At 71.1% G+C, this 16491-nt stretch carries 14 protein-coding genes; 10 read left to right on the top strand and 4 right to left on the bottom strand.

Annotated elements, in window-relative coordinates:
* Positions 1-50: 50 nt before the first annotated feature.
* Positions 51-2327 carry a transglycosylase domain-containing protein gene (locus ACWGJY_RS21150; RefSeq protein WP_453262362.1) on the bottom strand — a complete coding sequence of 759 codons (2277 nt, stop codon included), beginning with the start codon at positions 2325-2327 and terminating at the stop codon, positions 51-53.
* Between the two features lie 319 nt (positions 2328-2646).
* On the opposite strand from ACWGJY_RS21150, the gene ACWGJY_RS21155 reads away from it, so the two are divergent.
* The 8 genes from ACWGJY_RS21155 (at position 2647) to ACWGJY_RS21190 (ending at position 11518) form a co-directional block, all read left to right on the top strand.
* The gene (locus ACWGJY_RS21155; RefSeq protein WP_453262363.1) at positions 2647-3618 is read left to right on the top strand and encodes an SPFH domain-containing protein; all 972 of its coding nucleotides are present in this window, start codon (positions 2647-2649) and stop codon (positions 3616-3618) included.
* Complete coding sequence (locus ACWGJY_RS21160; RefSeq protein WP_453262364.1) at positions 3615-3881, top strand: hypothetical protein; 267 nt, start codon at positions 3615-3617, stop codon at positions 3879-3881. Before ACWGJY_RS21155 ends, ACWGJY_RS21160 begins: the two co-directional genes overlap by 4 nt.
* A gap of 170 nt (positions 3882-4051) precedes the next feature.
* On the top strand, positions 4052-4576 hold the full coding sequence (locus ACWGJY_RS21165) for a PadR family transcriptional regulator (protein WP_453262365.1): 525 nt from the start codon (positions 4052-4054) through the stop codon (positions 4574-4576).
* Positions 4573-5262 (top strand): ABC transporter ATP-binding protein, encoded by a 690-nt coding sequence (locus tag ACWGJY_RS21170; protein WP_453262366.1) that lies wholly within the window; start codon positions 4573-4575, stop codon positions 5260-5262. Before ACWGJY_RS21165 ends, ACWGJY_RS21170 begins: the two co-directional genes overlap by 4 nt.
* Entirely contained in the window at positions 5259-7685 is a 2427-nt protein-coding gene (locus tag ACWGJY_RS21175) for an FtsX-like permease family protein (RefSeq protein WP_453262367.1), read from the top strand. Before ACWGJY_RS21170 ends, ACWGJY_RS21175 begins: the two co-directional genes overlap by 4 nt.
* Before the next feature lie 8 nt (positions 7686-7693).
* Complete coding sequence (locus tag ACWGJY_RS21180; protein WP_453262368.1) at positions 7694-10090, top strand: FtsX-like permease family protein; 2397 nt, start codon at positions 7694-7696, stop codon at positions 10088-10090.
* Between the two features lie 57 nt (positions 10091-10147).
* Complete coding sequence (locus ACWGJY_RS21185; protein WP_453262369.1) at positions 10148-10747, top strand: dihydrofolate reductase family protein; 600 nt, start codon at positions 10148-10150, stop codon at positions 10745-10747.
* A gap of 171 nt (positions 10748-10918) precedes the next feature.
* The gene (locus ACWGJY_RS21190; RefSeq protein WP_453262370.1) at positions 10919-11518 is read left to right on the top strand and encodes a Uma2 family endonuclease; all 600 of its coding nucleotides are present in this window, start codon (positions 10919-10921) and stop codon (positions 11516-11518) included.
* Positions 11519-11521: 3 nt separating this feature from the next.
* Here the strand turns inward: ACWGJY_RS21190 and ACWGJY_RS21195 are convergent, their stop codons facing one another.
* Complete coding sequence (locus tag ACWGJY_RS21195; RefSeq protein ID WP_453262371.1) at positions 11522-12481, bottom strand: hydrogen peroxide-inducible genes activator; 960 nt, start codon at positions 12479-12481, stop codon at positions 11522-11524.
* Positions 12482-12613: 132 nt separating this feature from the next.
* On the opposite strand from ACWGJY_RS21195, the gene ACWGJY_RS21200 reads away from it, so the two are divergent.
* The gene (locus ACWGJY_RS21200; RefSeq protein WP_361173960.1) at positions 12614-13168 is read left to right on the top strand and encodes a peroxiredoxin; all 555 of its coding nucleotides are present in this window, start codon (positions 12614-12616) and stop codon (positions 13166-13168) included.
* A gap of 32 nt (positions 13169-13200) precedes the next feature.
* Entirely contained in the window at positions 13201-13734 is a 534-nt protein-coding gene (locus ACWGJY_RS21205; RefSeq protein WP_086718421.1) for an alkyl hydroperoxide reductase, read from the top strand.
* 78 nt (positions 13735-13812) lie between these two features.
* Here the strand turns inward: ACWGJY_RS21205 and ACWGJY_RS21210 are convergent, their stop codons facing one another.
* A complete protein-coding gene (locus ACWGJY_RS21210; RefSeq protein ID WP_453262372.1) occupies positions 13813-15327 on the bottom strand; it encodes an AI-2E family transporter in 1515 nt (504 codons plus the stop codon).
* Between the two features lie 127 nt (positions 15328-15454).
* On the bottom strand, positions 15455-16159 hold the full coding sequence (locus ACWGJY_RS21215; RefSeq protein ID WP_453262373.1) for an aggregation-promoting factor C-terminal-like domain-containing protein: 705 nt from the start codon (positions 16157-16159) through the stop codon (positions 15455-15457).
* Between the last annotated feature and the right edge of the window lie 332 nt (positions 16160-16491).

Here is a 16491-nt window from a genome sequence, read left to right on the forward strand (position 1 = left end):
GCCCCCGCCCGTGAAGGCGGGGGCCGCGGTGCTGTGTGCCGGGACCGGCGTCAGTGGAAGCCGGTCAGGCTGTTGGGGTTGTTGCCGCCGGGGCCGTTTCCGGTGCCGCCGTCCGGATTGCCGGTGCCGCCGCCCGCGTCCCCGCCGCCGCCCGTCGGTGAGCCGGAGGCGGAGTGCGACGGAACCGGCGGGCTCGGCCGGCCGCTCGGGGAGTGCGAGGGAGGAACGCTCGGGGCCGAGGGGGACGACGACGGCGAACTGCTCGGCGACGTGGACGGGCTCGGGCTGTGCGACATCGTGGCGCTCGGCGTCGGGGTCGGGGTCGCGGGTACCCCGGCGCCGAGGTCCGTCTGCAGGTCGAAGTCCGCGCCGGTGCTGCCGTTCAGCGCCGCCTGGGTGTAGTCCGCCCACACCCGGGCCGGGTAGCCGCCGCCGTTGACGCGGCCGTCGCCCCCGGCGTTCTTGAGGGTGACCTGCCGGCCGCCCTGGGGGGACTCGCCGAACATGCCGACGGCGGTGACCAGCTTGGGCGTGTAGCCCACGAACCACGCCGACTTGTCGTCGTCGGAGGTGCCGGTCTTGCCTGCCGCCTTGTAGGCGGTGTTCTTCACGGCCTGCGAGGCGGTGCCGTCGTCGACCACACCGGTCAGCACGGAGGTGACGGTGTCGGCGGTCCTGGGGCTGAGCACCTGATCACCGATCGGGTCCTTCAGCGGGACCTTGGTGTCGACCCCGTTGACACTGTGCGAGGCCGCGGTGACCAGCGTCGGGGTGACCTTCTTGCCGTGGTTGTCGAGGGTGGCGTAGGCGCCGGCCATCTGGAGCGGGCTGGCGCCCATGGTGCCCAGGGTCATGGCGGGCTTGACGTCCATCTTGTCGTCCATGCCCAGGCTGACCGCGGTCTGCTTGACCTTGTCCAGGCCGGCGTCCGCGCCCATCTGCGCGAAGACCGCGTTGACGGAGTTGTTGGTCGCCGTCTGGACGCTGATCTTCCCGTACTCCTGCTCGTCCTCGTTGGGCGGCGCGAAGGGGATGGTGCCGCCGACGACCGGGCGGCGGTTATGGCCGTCGTAGATCGTGTTCGGGGTGATCGGAACGCCGTCCTGAGTGACCGCGTTGTTCTCCATCGCGGACGCCAGGATCAGCGGCTTGAAGGTGGAGGCGGCCTGGTAGTCCGTGCGCGTGGCGTTGTTCCGGTAGTGCTTCGGCGGGCCCTCGCCGCCGTACATCGCCACGATGTGGCCGGTCTTGGGATCCACCGAGGTGGCACCGAGCTGGGCGTCCCCGTCGACCTTGCGCTTCTTGGGGTCGAGGTCGGCGAGGAGCTTGCGCTTGACGGAACTCTCCAGCGCCTTCTGCTTGTCCTTCTCTATGCCGAGGGTGACCGTCCAGCCGCCGGCCGCGAACTGCTTCTCGTCGACGCCCTGGGCGAAGAGCTCCTGCTTGGCCTGCTCGACGAGGTAGCTGGTCTGGCCGCTCACACCGGGCGGCGGCTTGGGGGCCTTCGGCTTCTGGAAGGTCTGCTTGCGGCGCTCCTCGGGGGTGAGCCACTTCATCTCGACCATGTTGTCGAGGGTGTAGGCCCAGCGCGCCTGGACCCGCTTCTTGCCGTCCGCGCTCGCCAGGGTCCAGTCGTACTGGTTCGGTGCCTGGAGCAGCGAGGCCAGGTAGGCGCCCTGCGAGACGGTGAGCTTGTCGACGTCCACGCCGTAGTAGGCCTGCGCGGCGGCCTGGATGCCGTAGGCGCCGCGGCCGTAGTAGCTGGTGTTGATGTAGCCGGCGAGGATGTCGTCCTTGGTGTACTTATTGTCCACCTTGAGCGAGATGACGATCTCCTGGAGCTTGCGGGAAACCGTCTGCTCCTGGCTCAGGTAGTAGTTCTTGACGTACTGCTGGGTGATCGTCGAGCCGCCCTGCTTGCCCTGGCCGCGCAGAGTGTTCAGGACACCGCGCAGGGTGCCCTTCAGGTCGACGCCGGAGTCGTTGTAGAAGGTCTTGTTCTCCGCGGCGACGAAGGTGCGCTGGACGTCCTTGGGTATCCGGCTGAGCGGGACGTTCTCGCGGTTGACCTGGCCGACTCGCGCCATGACCTTGCCGTTGGCGTACTTGTAGACATTGCTCTGCAGCTTGGCTGTGTCATTGCCCTTGGGAATGTCCACGTACAGATACAGACCGATGAAGCCGAGGATGCCCAGCAGGCACACCCCGAGGAAGGCTCCGAGGAGCTTCTTCCAGGTGAAGAAGCGGCGTATGCCGGACTTCTTGTCTTTCGGTCTGGCCCGGCGGGCGCTTCTCTGTTGCGCCCGTCTCGCTTCCGCTCGGCCCATCGCTTCAGCAACTCCAGTCGTTCCGCCCCCAGCTAACTCAGCTGTTGAAGCTAACACCGCATCTGTCAACAAATACTCATCGATCAAGGCTTTTCTCGACGTGACAAACAGCACCCGGCGGGACGGAACCGTGGGGTGGGTTTTGTGCGTCGCAGCGGCCCCACCTGGGGACTTGCCGTCGGCCACCCCCTGCACGACCCCGGTAAGACCCCTGGACACGGCACCTGTGCAGAGAATAAAGTGCTAGCAGTTTGCTAGACCAGCGACATCAACCAATGCGGCCGACATCACGTGCCGTACCTGGAGAAACGGGGATCCCATGTCCGATCAGACACCGGCCGGCCGCACCACCGGACCCGGCGGCGGCCTCTCCGTCGACGCCCCCGAGCTGCCCCGTCCACAGGTCCGCGAGGTCCCGGCGCACAGCATCGCGGGCGGCGTGGCCCTGCTGCTGACCGTGCTCGGCGTCGCGCTGGGCATCGCCGTGATCAGCGTCGGCGGCATACTCGGCTCCGGCGGCAACGCCGCCGCCGCCGCGCCGACGGTCATCGCCGGCGTCCTGCTGCTGATCGGCTCGCTCTTCTGCATGACCGGCGTGAAGATGGTCGCGCCCGGCGAGGCCCGGGTCATCCAGCTCTTCGGGCGGTACGCCGGCACCATCCGCACCGATGGCCTGCGCTGGGTCAACCCGCTCACCACCGCCCGGAGGATCTCCACCCGGGTGCGCAACCACGAGACCGCGGTTCTCAAGGTCAACGACGCCTACGGCAACCCGATCGAGCTGGCCTCGATCGTGGTCTGGCAGGTCGAGGACACCGCTCAGGCGCTCTTCGAGGTCGACGACTTCCTGGAGTTCGTCGCCACCCAGACCGAGGCGGCCGTACGGCACATCGCGATCGAGTACCCCTATGACGCACATGACGAGAACGCCCTGTCGCTGCGCGGCAACGCCGAGGAGATCACCGAGAAGCTGGCTCTCGAACTGACCGCACGGGTCCAGGCCGCCGGCGTACGGATCATCGAGTCCCGCTTCAGCCACCTCGCCTACGCCCCCGAGATCGCCTCCGCGATGCTGCAGCGACAGCAGGCCGGCGCGGTGGTCGCGGCCCGCCAGCAGATCGTCGAGGGTGCGGTCGGCATGGTCGAGCAGGCGCTGGACCGGATCAGCCAACAGGGCATCGTCGAACTGGACGAGGAGCGGAAGGCGGCCATGGTGAGCAACCTGATGGTGGTGCTGTGCGGCGACCGGGCCGCCCAGCCGGTCCTCAACACGGGCTCGCTCTACCAGTGAGCACCGACACCCCCGAGGGGCCCGGCGCCGAGGGCGAGCGGACTCCCGCGCGACGGCCGCAGCAGCGCAAGCAGGTGCTGCTGCGGCTGGACCCGTTGGTCCATGACGCACTGACACGGTGGGCCGACGACGAGTTGCGCAGCGCCAATGCACAGATCGAGTTCCTGCTCCGCAAGGCGCTGTCGGAGGCGGGGCGGCTGCCCCGGGGAGCGGGGGCGATCCCGCGGCGCGGGCGTCCGCCCAAGCAGCAGAAGGATGTCTGAATTCCCCGAGGTCGGCGGGCGGGTCCCAGGGACCCGGGGACCGCATCCGGGGCCCGGGAACCTGCCCGCCGGGGCCCAGGGGCCCGCCCACCGGGGCCGGGCGCCTCTGCCCGGACCGCTATACAGCACGCGTATACACCAGCAATACACCGCCGAGTAAGGTGATCCGCATGTCAATCGGTCATACGCTGCTGGGCCTCCTGGAGTCCGGCCCCCGCCATGGCTACGACCTCAAGCGGGCCTTCGACGAACGCTTCGGCCACGACCGCCCGCTGCACTACGGGCAGGTCTACTCCACGATGTCCCGGCTGCTGAAGAACGGCCTGGTCGAGGTGGACGCCGTGGAGGCCGGCGCCGGCCCGGAGCGCAAGCGGTATGCGATCACGGACGCCGGGATCACCGATGTCGCCCAGTGGCTGGCCCGCCCGGAGAAGCCCGAGCCGTACCTCCAGTCGACGCTCTACACCAAGGTCGTCCTGGCCCTGATGACCGACCGCAATGCCGCCGAGCTGCTGGACACCCAGCGCACCGAGCATCTGCGGCTGATGCGCGGACTGACCGAACGCAAGCGCAACGGCGACCTCGCCGACCAGCTGATCTGCGACCACGCCCTGTTCCACCTCGAAGCCGATCTGCGCTGGCTGGAGCTGACCGCCGCCCGGCTCGGCAAGCTGGCGGAAGCGGTCCGCACATGACGCCGGAGGGATCCCTGCTGGTGGCGGAGGGGCTCCGCAAGACCTACGGGACGACACCCGCGCTGGACGGCGCGGAGTTCTCCATCCACCCGGGTGAGGTCGTCGCCGTCATGGGCCCCTCCGGCTCCGGCAAGTCGACCCTGCTGCACTGCCTCGCCGGGATCATCGGCCCGGACTCCGGCACGGTCCGCTACGGCGGCCACGAGCTGACCGCGCTGAGCGACGCCCGGCGCAGCGCCCTGCGCCGGACCGACTTCGGGTTCGTCTTCCAATTCGGCCAGCTGGTACCGGAGTTGACGGCTCTGGAGAATGTCGCGCTGCCGCTGCGGCTGAACGGCACCAAACGCAAGGAAGCCGAGCGCCAGGCCCACGAGTGGCTGGAGCGGCTGGAGGTCGACAAGGTGCACGGCCGGCGGCCAGGTGAGATATCCGGCGGCCAGGGCCAGCGGATCGCGGTCGCCCGCGCCCTCGCCACCCGGCCGCGGGTCATCTTCGCGGACGAGCCCACCGGTGCCCTGGACTCGCTCAACGGCGAACGCGTACTGACCCTGCTGACCGACGCCGCCCGGGACACCAACGCCGCGGTCGTCCTGGTCACCCACGAGGCCCGGGTCGCCGCCTACTCCGACCGGGAGATCGTCGTCCGCGACGGCAAAGTGAAGGACATGCTGGCGGGCTTGATATGAGCCTGCTGCGCTCGCGCACCGGCAGTGGCCGCGGTGGCGACGGCGCGCCCACCACCCCCGCGCCCCGGCGCCCGTTCGCCGTCCCGCGCACCGGCCCCGCGGCCTGGGCCCGGGACCTCGCGATGGGCATGCGGTTCGCGGCCGGCGGCGGCCGCGAGGGCTGGACCCGTACGGCGCTGACCGCCGTCGGCGTCGCCCTGGGCGTGGCCGTCCTGCTGCTCTGCTCGTCCGTACCGCCGCTGCTGGACTCCTGGCACGGCCGGGAGAAGGCCCGCGAGAACCTCGGCCAGATGCACGACCCCCCGCCCTCCGACCGCACCGTGCTCTACACCTCGGCCGACACCACCTTCCACGGTGCGCCGGTCCGCGGCCGTCTGGTGCGCCCCGACGGCGCGCACCCACCCGTACCGCCCGGCATCGGCCGGCTCCCCGGCCCCGGACGGATGCTGGTCTCCCCCGCGCTCAAGGAGCTGCTGGCCTCCCCCGGGGGTGCGCTGCTGCGCGACCGGCTGGACTACGAGGTGGCCGGCGTGATCGGCGACGACGGTCTGCGCGGCCCGCGCGAACTCACCTATGTCGCGCAGAGCGCCACCCTCAAGAAGCCCAACGGCTACCGCATCGACCACTTCGGCAAGAACTGGTACCCGCCGCCGATGCAGGCACCGGTCGTGCTGCTCGTGATCATGACCTGTGTGGCGCTGATGACGCCCGTGATGGTCTTCCTCGGCACCTCCGTACGCTTCGGCAACGAGCGCCGGGAGCGCCGGCTTGCCGCGCTCCGGCTGGTCGGCGCCGATGTCCGTACGACCCGCCGGATCGCCTCCGGTGAGGCGCTGTTCGGTTCGCTGCTGGGGCTGGTGGCGGGCGGGGCACTGTTCCTGGGCGGCCGGCAGTTCGCCTCGCTGGTCACGCTGTGGGGCGTCAATGTCTTCCCCTCGGACGTGGCCCCCGCCCCGCTCGCCGCGGCGCTGATCGCCGTGCTGGTGCCGACGGCGGCGGTCGTGGTGACGCTGCTCGCCCAGCGCGGCATCACCATCGAGCCGCTGGGCATCATCCGCCACCGGCCCGCGGTCCGCCGCCGGCTGTGGTGGCGGGTGGCACTGCCCGCCGTGGGCACCCTGCTGCTCCTGCCGCTGGCCTGGCAGCAGCCGTGGACCGACACCCGGCTCCACACCGTCCGGCTGGCGACCGGTTCGATGCTGCTGCTGTTGGGCGTCACCGTCCTGCTGCCCTGGCTGGTGGACGCGGTGGTCGGCCGGCTGCACGGCGGTCCGGTCCCCTGGCAACTGGCGGTCCGCCGCCTCCAGTTGAGCAGCGCATCGGCCACCCGCGCGGTCAGCGGCATCACCGTCGCGGTGGCCGGTGCGATCGCGATCCATATGCTCATGACCGGTATGCAGGCCGGCTATGCCCAGGCGTACGCGGAGTCCGGCAAGCTCCCGCGGATCGGCCTGTGGGGCAACGCCGAGGGCTGGCCGCAGACCCGGCGGGCGCTCACCGCGCTGCGCGCCACCCCCGGGGTGACGGCGGTCCGCGGCACGATCGACGCGAATGTCGGCCGGCTGCCGGCCGCCGGACTCCCCCCGGCCGACGCACCCCACTCGACGCTCGCCGTCGCCGACTGCGCCGAGCTGCGCCACCTGGCCCGGCTGGACTCCTGCCGGGACGGCGACGTGTTCCTCACCGACGCCCCGCACCGGGACACCACCCTGGCGCCCGGGGCGCGGATCAGCCTCAACGCCCCGTACACCGACGACGAACCGCAGACACCACGCCCCTGGACGATCCCCGCGGCGGCCCGCGGCGCCCGGCTGCTCGACCGCGGACGCAGCCCCGACCTCATCAGGTACAACCTGCTGGCCACACCGTCCGCCGTCGACACCGGCCGGCTCAACCACCCCACCACGGAGTTCAAGATCGACTTCGATCGCGGCACCCCGGACGCGGTGGAGCACATCCGCAACACCGCGGCCCGGATCGACCCGACGATGAACGAGCTCTCCCATCTCGACAATCCGCATAACGGGCCGTACTCCAGCGTGCGCAACGGCCTGTTCGCCGGCGCCGTGGTCACCCTGCTGCTGATCGGTTCGGGCCTGATCATCTCCACCGTCGAGCAGCTCTACGAGCGCCGCCGGCTGCTGTCCACCCTCGATGCGTACGGCACCCGCCGCGCCACCCTGGGCTGGTCGGTGCTGTGGCAGACCGCTCTCCCGGTCGTGCTCGGCCTGGGCCTGGCCCTGGGCTGCGGGCTGACGCTGGGCGCGCTGCTGCTGACGATGATCGACAGCCCGGTGACGGTCGACTGGCCGGTGGTGGCGGGGATCACCGGGATCGGCGGCGGGATGATCCTCTTCGTGACGCTGCTGAGCCTGCCGCCGCTGTGGCGGATGATGCGGCCCGACGGGCTGCGGACGGAGTGAGCGCGGCGATGCCCGGTCCGTCCCGTCCGGGCCGGGGCCGGCCGGTCGGCCGCTGGTGGGCCGACCTGGCCATGGGCGCCCGGTTCGCCGTGACCGGCGGGCGCGAGGGCTGGATCCGTACGGCGCTGACGGCGCTCGGCGTCGGCCTGGGCGTCGCCGTGCTGCTGCTGGCGGCCGCCCTCCCGAACGTGTTCAACGCCGCCATGGACCGGCAGCGGGCCCGCACCGTCGTGCCCGCCGTGGACGGGGCCGGGCCCTCGGACCGGACGCTGCTGACCGCCTCGTCGGCCGGCGCGTACCGCGAACTGCCGGTGAACGGCCGGATCCTGCGGGCCGAAGGACCCCACGCCCCGGTTCCACCAGGCCTGTCCCGGCTGCCGGGCCCCGGTGAACTGGCCGTCTCCCCCGCCCTCCGCGCGCTGCTTTCCTCGCCCGGGGGCGCACTGCTCAAGGAGCGCTTCCCAGGTCTGCGGATCACCGCCACGATCGGCGACGCCGGGCTCATGCACCCCGGTGAACTCCTCTTCTACCAAGGCAGTGACACCCTGCGCGGGCCCGGCGACGGGGTCGAGCGGGTCACCGCGTTCGGTGACCGGGCCGACCCGTTCCGGGCCGGCCCCCTCGTGGTGCTGATCATCCTCGTGAGCTGTGTCGCGCTGCTGGCTCCCGTCGTCGTCTTCCTCGCGACCGCGGTGCGGTTCGGCGGGGAGCGCCGCGACCGGCGGCTCGCCGCGCTGCGGCTGGTGGGCGCCGACCGGGCCACCACCCGCCGGATCGCCGTCGGCGAGGCGCTGGCCGGTGCGCTGGCCGGCCTGCTCACCGGCGCCGCGGTCTTCCTCGCCGGCCGGATCCCGCTCACCGGCATCTCGCTCTTCGGCGTCGGCGTCTTCCCGTCCGACGTGGTCCCCGATGCCGCGCTCACCGGCGTCATCGCCCTGGCCGTCCCGCTCGGCTCGGCCGGCGTCACGCTGTTCGGCCTGCGGCGGGTCACCGTCGAGCCGCTGGGCGTCACCCGCACGGCACCGCCGCTGCGCCGCCGGCTGTGGTGGCGGCTGCTGCTGCCGGCCGCCGGAGTCGCCCTGTTGCTGCCGCAGACGGTCGGCGGGGCGGGCAGCAGCGATACCGCCGACGCGCAGGTGGTCCTCGGCGTCTCGCTGCTTCTGCTGGGCGTGGCGGCGCTGCTGCCCTGGCTGGTGGCCGCCGCGGTGGCCCGCCTGGACGGCACGGACTTCGGCGGCCAGTCCTGGCAACTGGCGGTACGGCGACTGCAGTTGAGCGATGCCACGGCCGGCCGCTCGGTCAGCGGGATCACCGTCGCGGTGGCCGGCGCCCTCGCCGTGCAGCTGCTGCTGACCGGCACCCAGAGCCTCGACGAGCAGATCCACCGCCCCGCGGGGACCCGGGTCGAGGCGCGCGACGGCGCGGTGCCGGTCGCCCGTGCCCCGCAGCTGTACGCCCGGCTGCGCGCGGTCGCGGGCGTCCGCGAGGCGCACGGCGTGGTCTTCGGCTACGCGAACTCCGCCCGCCACCAGCAGGCCCCGCCGCGCACCGGCCCCCAGGACGGCGACGACCCCGAGCCGTACCGGGTGACCGTCGCCGACTGCGCCACCCTGCGCCAACTGGCCCGTATCGGCGCCTGTTCCCGGGGCGATGCCTTCCTCCTCCCCGACCCCGAGGACACCTCCTCCCTCCCGCACCGCGGCGAACGTCTGGCCCTCGACCCGGTCGGCAGCCGCAGCGACCACCGGGCGCCCGCCGTCTGGTCCGTCCCGCACACCGCCCGCCGCGCCACCGCGGTGCCCGACGCCCTCGCACCCGGTATCGGCGGCCCCGGCGTGCTCGCCACCCCCGAGGCCCTCTCCCCCGCACTGTTCCGCCACCCCGGCATCACCGTCCTGCTGCGACTCGACCCCGGCACCCCCGACGCGATCGAATACGTCCGCAACACCGCCGCCGGGATCTCCCCGCGGATCGACGTCATCGCCCACGGCAACGACGGCACCACGGACACCCTCGACGTCGCCCGACAGGGCCTGACCGCCTGCGCCGCCGCCGTACTGCTGCTGACCGGCTGCGGTCTGCTGATCACCGCCCTGGAGCAACTCCGCGACCGCGCACGGGCGTTGTCCGCCCTGGAGGCCCTCGGCACGCCGCGCGCCGTGCTGGGCCGCTCGGTCCTGTGGCAGACGGCCGTCCCGGTGGCCCTCGGCCTGGCCCTGGCGCTCGGCTGCGGACTGGCTCTCGGCTCGCTGCTCCTGCACATGGTCAACCGCCCGCTGCGGGCCGACTGGTGGGGCCTGGTGATCCTCACCGGCACCGCGGCGGCCGTCGTCCTCGGCGTCACCGCGCTCTCCCTGCCACTGCTGTGGCGGCTGATGCGCCCGGATGGGCTGCGTACGGAATGAATCTGCGAGATCATTCCGCCACAGCAGTGCCCATCACCTGCCCGAGGGGGACCCTTCATGCGCCGGCTCGTCTACTGCATCGCCTCCACGCTCGACGGCTTCCTCGCCGGCCCCGACGGCTCGGACCCGACCGGCCCGGACGGTTTCTGGCCGGTCGCCGACGACTACCTCAAGCATCTGGCCGCCGAACTCCCGGAGATCCTCCCCGTCCAGGCCCGGTCGGCACTCGGCATCACCGACGAGGGCACCCGCTTCGACACCGTCCTCGAAGGCCGCCGCTCCTACGAGATCGGCCTCCGGGCCGGTCTCACCGACGCCTACCCCCACCTGCGGCACCTCGTCTTCTCCCGGACCATGGGGCAGAGCCCGGACCCGGCGGTGGAGCTGGTGGCCACCGACCCGGTGGCCACGGTGCGCGAGCTGAAGGACGCCGGCGGCAAGGACATCTGGCTGCTGGGCGGCAGCGCACTCGCCGGCGCGCTCTACCCGGAGATCGACCAGCTGATCGTCAAGCTCAGCCCGCTCACCCTCGGCTCCGGCATCCCGCTCTTCTCCCCGGACACCGCCTTCGACCCCCGCACCTGGGAACTGACCGAGCACACGGTCCTCCAGAGCGGCGCGGCCTTCCTGACGTACGACCGGGCCGGCGCGGTCTGAGCGGCGCCGGGGTGCCGGCGCGCGGACGGCGCCCCGACGCGGCCCGTCCTGAGGCGCCCGAGGACCTTCGTACGGCGCGTTCCCCGAACGGGTGAACGTGGTCATACGAGACCTGTGCGGCTACCCCTGCCTACGATGATGGCCTCGATACCAGCCATCAGGAGGCACTACATGTCTGCCGCAGCAGTCGAGCACCCTCATGACGGCAAGCTGCCCAGCCTGCTCGAGGTGGCCGCACAGCTCACCGAGAAGCTCCCTGGCTACCGCATCGAGATCATCGGGGGAGACCTCACCGTGACGCCGCCCGCCGACGGCCCGCACGCCGATTCACTGACCGACCTCATCTTCGCTTTCGCGCCTGCGCACGGAACGGAGACACGAGTGGCCCAGGCCATGGGCGTATGGCTCCCCGACGGCCCCGAGGACTACGCCATCCCCGACCTCGCCGTCGTCGACGCCGACTATCGCGATCACCTCGTGGCGGACAACTGCTACGACCCGGATGTCTTCCGGATGGTGCTGGAAGTGACGTCTTCCAACTACGCCACCGACCTCAAGACGAAGGTCGCCGCGTACGCGATCGCCAAGATCCCGGTCTACGTGATCATCGACCGCAAGAAGGACCGCATCCACACCTTGACGGAACCGTTCGCCAACGAATACCGCAACCACAGCGTCCACGCCCCCGGCCAACGTGTCACGCTCCCCGCTTCCCTCGGCGCCGAGATCACACTTGACGTCGAAGCGGTCCTCTCGGTTGCCCGCCCCTGACCCTCACCCCCCGGCCATCCGCACCGGCAACCCCCGCAGTGCCTTCCGCAGGGCGCCCGCGAACGCCTCGAACTCCTCCTGGCGGGCGGCGCCGGTCCGCATGGCGAGGGCGATCCGCCGTGAGGGTGCCGGATCGGCGAAGTAGCCGGTCGTGAGCTGGTCGTTGCGGCCGGTCTCGACCCGGAGCGCGGTGCGCGGCAGCAAGGTCACCCCGAGCCCGCCGGCCACCAGCTGCACCAGGGTCGACAGGCCCGCCGCGCTGGTCGTCACGGGGGTGTTCTCGTCCCGGCCGGCCTCCCGGCAGATGTCCAGGGCCTGGTCCCGCAGGCAGTGCCCCTCGTCGAGCAACAGCAGGTCCAGTTCCCGCAGGGCCTGGCGCGGGATGTCGCCGCGGCCGCCGAGCCAGTGCTCCTTGGGGGCGACCAGGACGAAGTCCTCGTCGAAGAGCGGGAGTTCGGTGACCTGCGGGACGCCGAGCGGCACCGCGAGCAGCAGCAGGTCGAGGCGTCCGTGGGACAGGCCCTCCAGGAGGGAGGCGGTCTGTTCCTCGTGCACCTGGAGGTCCAGGTCGGGGTAGGTCCCGTGGACCAGCCGGAGGACGGCCGGCAGCAGATACGGGGCAACGGTCGGGATGACGCCGAGCCGCAGCACACCCGTGAACGGCGCGCGGGCCGCCTCCGCCTCCTCCATCAGATCCCCGACGGCCTCCAGGACCGTACGGGCCCGTGCGGCCACCCGCTCCCCCGCGGGCGACAGCAGCACCCTGCGCGTCGTACGCTCCAGCAGCTGCACCCCGAGGGTCTCCTCCAGCGCGGAGACCGCCCCGGACAGCGCGGGCTGGCTCATCCCGATCTCGGCCGCCGCCTCGCGGAAATGCAGCTGCTCGGCCACCGCCGCGAACGCCCGCAGCTGGGCCAGGCTGGGCTGGCGGGGCCGGCCGCCCTGACTCGCCAATGAAGCCACTGATAACCACCTCCGATCAACATCAACCAGTCTAGCTATTTCCCTGATCAATGCTCGCTATGGCACTGTGTCAACCGTCCAAGCCTCAAGGAAAGGCCCCAAAAGGGACTTTCTGCGCAACAAGGAGAGTACGTGCTCACTGTCGGTGACAAGTTCCCCGAGTTCGACCTGACCGCCTGCGTCTCGCTGGAGAAGGGCGCGGAGTTCGAGCAGATCAACCACAAGACCTACGAGGGCAAGTGGAAGATCGTCTTTGCGTGGCCCAAGGACTTCACCTTCGTGTGCCCCACCGAGATCGCCGCCTTCGGCAAGCTGAACGACGAGTTCGCCGACCGTGACGCCCAGATCCTCGGCTTCTCCGGTGACTCCGAGTTCGTGCACCACGCCTGGCGCAAGGACCACCCGGACCTGACCGACCTGCCCTTCCCGATGCTCGCCGACTCCAAGCACGAGCTCATGCGCGACCTGGGCATCGAGGGCGAGGACGGCTTCGCGCAGCGCGCCGTCTTCATCGTCGACCAGAACAACGAGATCCAGTTCACCATGGTGACCGCCGGCTCCGTCGGCCGTAACCCCAAGGAGGTCCTGCGGGTCCTCGACGCCCTGCAGACCGACGAGCTGTGCCCCTGCAACTGGTCCAAGGGCGACGAGACCCTCGACCCGGTCGCGCTGCTCTCGGGCGAGTGACACTCCGCTAGCGAACTGGAGGCTGATCTGACATGGCTCTCGACGAACTCAAGTCCGCCGTACCGGACTACGCCAAGGACCTGAAGCTGAACCTCGGCTCGGTCATCGGCAACAGCGACCTGCCGCAGCAGCAGCTGTGGGGCACCGTGCTGGCCTGCGCGATCGCCTCGCGCTCGCCGAAGGTGCTGCGCGAGCTGGAGCCGGAGGCGAAGGCGAACCTCTCCGCCGAGGCGTACGCCGCCGCCAAGTCGGCCGCCGCCATCATGGCGATGAACAACGTCTTCTACCGGACCCGGCACCTGCTGTCGGACCCGGAGTACGGCAACCTGCGCGCCGGTCTGCGGATGAACGTCATCGGCAACCCGGGCGTGGACAAGGTCGACTTCGAGCTGTGGTCGCTGGCCGTCTCGGCCATCAACGGCTGCGGTATGTGCCTGGACTCGCACGAGCAGGTGCTCCGCAAGGCCGGTGTGGACCGCGAGACGATCCAGGAGGCCGTGAAGATCGCATCCGTCCTGCAGGCCGTCGGCGCCACACTGGACGCCGAGGCCGCGCTCGCCGAGTAATCCCGGCACGCGTCACACACGCACAGAACCCCGCAGACCTGGCGTCTGCGGGGTTCTGTCGTCCGGTGTGCAGCCGGTCTACGCCGGGGGCTCCTCGGGCGGGCGCGGCACCGGGGGCGGGGTCGGCGCGACCGAGATCGCGGTGGCGCCGCGCGGGGCCACCGACATCCGCAGCGCCTCCTCCCTGGAGTAGGAACGCAGGTAGCCGACCACGGTGTTGGTGACCGCCACCAGCGGCACCGCGACGACCGCACCGCCGATGCCCGCGATCAGCCCGCCCGCGGCGACCGACAGGATCACCGCGAGCGGATGCACCCGGACCGCCCGGCCCAGGATGAACGGCTGGAGGACATGGCCCTCGATCTGCTGGACGGCCAGCACAACCGCCAGCACCATCAGGGCCGTGAACACCCCGTTGGCGACCAGCGCGATGACACACGCCAGCGCGCCCGAGACCACCGCGCCGACCAGCGGGATGAAGGCGAACAGGAAGATGAAGACGGCGAGCGGCACGGCCAGCGGCACATTGAGGAAGTAGAGGCCGATACCGATGAAAATGGCGTCGATCAGGGCGACGACGACCGTGCCGCGCACATAGGCGGTCAGCGTCCGCCAGGCGCGCGGCCCGGCGCCCGCCACGCCGCCGCGGGCCGCGCCCGGGACCAGCTTGAGCAGCCAGTTCCAGATCCGGTGGCCGTCGTAGAGCAGGAAGAGCGTGGTGAACATCGCCAGCAGGATGCCGGTGAACACTTCGAGGACGACGGTGACGCCCTCCAGCCCGACCGAGGTGATGGCCTCGGTGTTGGCGCCGATCGCATCCTGCAGGTTCTTGGCGATATGGGTGATCTGAGACTCGGTCACATGGAACGGGCTCTTCAGCAGCCAGCCCTTGAGCTCGGTGATGCCCTCCTGGATGCGGCTGGAGACCGAGTCGATGTTGTCCTGGACCTGCCAGACCACAAACCATCCGACCAGGCCCATGATGACGAACCCGCCGATGAAGGTCAGCGCGGTGGCCGGTCCGCGCGGCAGCCCGCGCTGGCGCAGCCACGCCACCGTGGGCTGCAGCAGCGCGGTGATGAGCGTCGCCGCGATGAAGGCCAGCACGACCAGTTCGATGGTGGTGATGACCCGTGCGAGCACCCACAGCGTGGCGGCCAGCACCAGCAGCCGCCAGCCCGCCTCGGCGGCGACCCGGACACCCCACGGCACCGCGTCGACCGGGTCGGGGCGGGCCGCGACGGCCGGGGCGTAAGCAGGCGGCGGGGGGACGTTCTCCGGCGGTACGGCCTGGGGGGACGGCGGTGCGAGCTCCGTCGCGGGATGCGGTACCCCGTCCGTCGCTTCCGGCAGTTGCGTTCGGGTGACGGTGAGCGTGCCCAGCACACCGTCGCGCACCGGACCGTCGTGCGCCGGGCCGTCGGCCGCGGGGGCGTCCGCGAGGGCGTCCGCGTGCCCGGCACGCCTCAGCTCATCCGGGTCGCCGCCGGCCGCCGCTGCGGCTTCCGCGCGGCGGCGCTGTTCCTCCAGCCGCTGCGAGAGCCGTGTCAGTCCGGCGCCGAGGCCACCGACCCACTGAGGCAATCTGGACATGTGCCTTCCTCTTCCCCTCCCACGCGCCACAACCTGACGGGCACGACGTTACCTGCGCCGGACGCACGAAACCCCCGACGCTGCCGCGTTCGGGGGTTTCGGAAGTGCGGTGGTGCTGCCGGCGGGCCTAGTACCAGCTGTTGGCCTGCCAGAACGACCAGGCACCACAGGGGCTGCCGTAGCGGTCGTTCATGTAGTTCAGCCCCCACTTGATCTGGGTGGCCGGGTTGGTCTGCCAGTCGGAGCCCGCCGAGGACATCTTGGAGCCGGGCAGGGCCTGGACGAGCCCGTAGGCGCCCGAGCCGGCGTTGGTGGCCTTGTAGTTCCAGCCGGACTCGTGGTCCACGATGTGGCTGAAGCACTGGAACTGGTCGCCGGCCATCAGCTGGCGTGCCATGGCCTGCGTCTCGGCAATGGTGTACGAGCTCTTGCCGAGGAGGTCGCCCAGGTCACCGCGCGATGAGGAGCGGGACGCGGCCTGCTCCTTCTTCTTGCGCGCGTCGGCCGCCTTCTTGGCCTTTGCTTCGTCCGCCGCGTCCTTCTTGCTCTGCGCGGTCTCAGCGGCAGCCTTGCGGGCCAACTCCTGAGCGAACTTCAGCGCTGCCGTGTCCGCTTGGGTGGACTGGTCGTCCGCCTGCTGCGTCAGGGAAGCCGTCTGCACCTGGGCCTGTGCGCCTGCGGGGATGTCGGCGATCGTCGCGTCGGCAGCGGTGGCCTCGGTGTTGCCGACCGAGGCGGGCTCGTTGCCTGCAGCGACGCCGACCACGGCGCCGACGGTGGTGACCGCGGTGGCGGATGCCACGGCGAATCCCCGGACCGAGATCCGGCTCACACGTTTTCCTTCCAGCACCGCCCGCATAGGTGACCTCGCGGGCGCAATCGTGCCCCTGACGCTGGTCTCCCCTTGTTCCGGGCCCTGTTGAGCGGGCGGGTCCGGCTGGTCACGGGAGGCACTGGCCCGGTACGTCCCCCTCGGGGTCCGCGTGGTGCTCGGGCGGCATACGGCGCATCGCTATGAAGTTCGTTGGTTCTACGCACCGCTGGGGGTGCTTGATGCCGTATGCGGGGCCTGACAGGACCCAGACTCTGCCCGACCGGGAGCCGGGAGGCAATTCCCCACTGGGTGTGAAAGCTCACACCTCGTTTACGGCAAATGATTTTCGG

It is taken from the genome of Streptomyces sp. NPDC054765, from assembly GCF_053612065.1.

What these genes read in the sequence shown, in the direction of transcription:
- ACWGJY_RS21180 (WP_453262368.1), top strand. Translation starts at nt 7,694, where the DNA reads ATGCCCGGTCCGTCCCGTCCGGGCCGGGGCCGGCCGGTCGGCCGCTGG.
- ACWGJY_RS21205 (WP_086718421.1), top strand. Translation starts at nt 13,201, where the DNA reads ATGGCTCTCGACGAACTCAAGTCCGCCGTACCGGACTACGCCAAGGAC.
- ACWGJY_RS21155 (WP_453262363.1), top strand. Translation starts at nt 2,647, where the DNA reads ATGTCCGATCAGACACCGGCCGGCCGCACCACCGGACCCGGCGGCGGC.
- ACWGJY_RS21150 (WP_453262362.1), bottom strand. Translation starts at nt 2,327, where the DNA reads ATGGGCCGAGCGGAAGCGAGACGGGCGCAACAGAGAAGCGCCCGCCGG.
- ACWGJY_RS21170 (WP_453262366.1), top strand. Translation starts at nt 4,573, where the DNA reads ATGACGCCGGAGGGATCCCTGCTGGTGGCGGAGGGGCTCCGCAAGACC.
- ACWGJY_RS21165 (WP_453262365.1), top strand. Translation starts at nt 4,052, where the DNA reads ATGTCAATCGGTCATACGCTGCTGGGCCTCCTGGAGTCCGGCCCCCGC.
- ACWGJY_RS21185 (WP_453262369.1), top strand. Translation starts at nt 10,148, where the DNA reads ATGCGCCGGCTCGTCTACTGCATCGCCTCCACGCTCGACGGCTTCCTC.
- ACWGJY_RS21175 (WP_453262367.1), top strand. Translation starts at nt 5,259, where the DNA reads ATGAGCCTGCTGCGCTCGCGCACCGGCAGTGGCCGCGGTGGCGACGGC.
- ACWGJY_RS21210 (WP_453262372.1), bottom strand. Translation starts at nt 15,327, where the DNA reads ATGTCCAGATTGCCTCAGTGGGTCGGTGGCCTCGGCGCCGGACTGACA.
- ACWGJY_RS21190 (WP_453262370.1), top strand. Translation starts at nt 10,919, where the DNA reads ATGTCTGCCGCAGCAGTCGAGCACCCTCATGACGGCAAGCTGCCCAGC.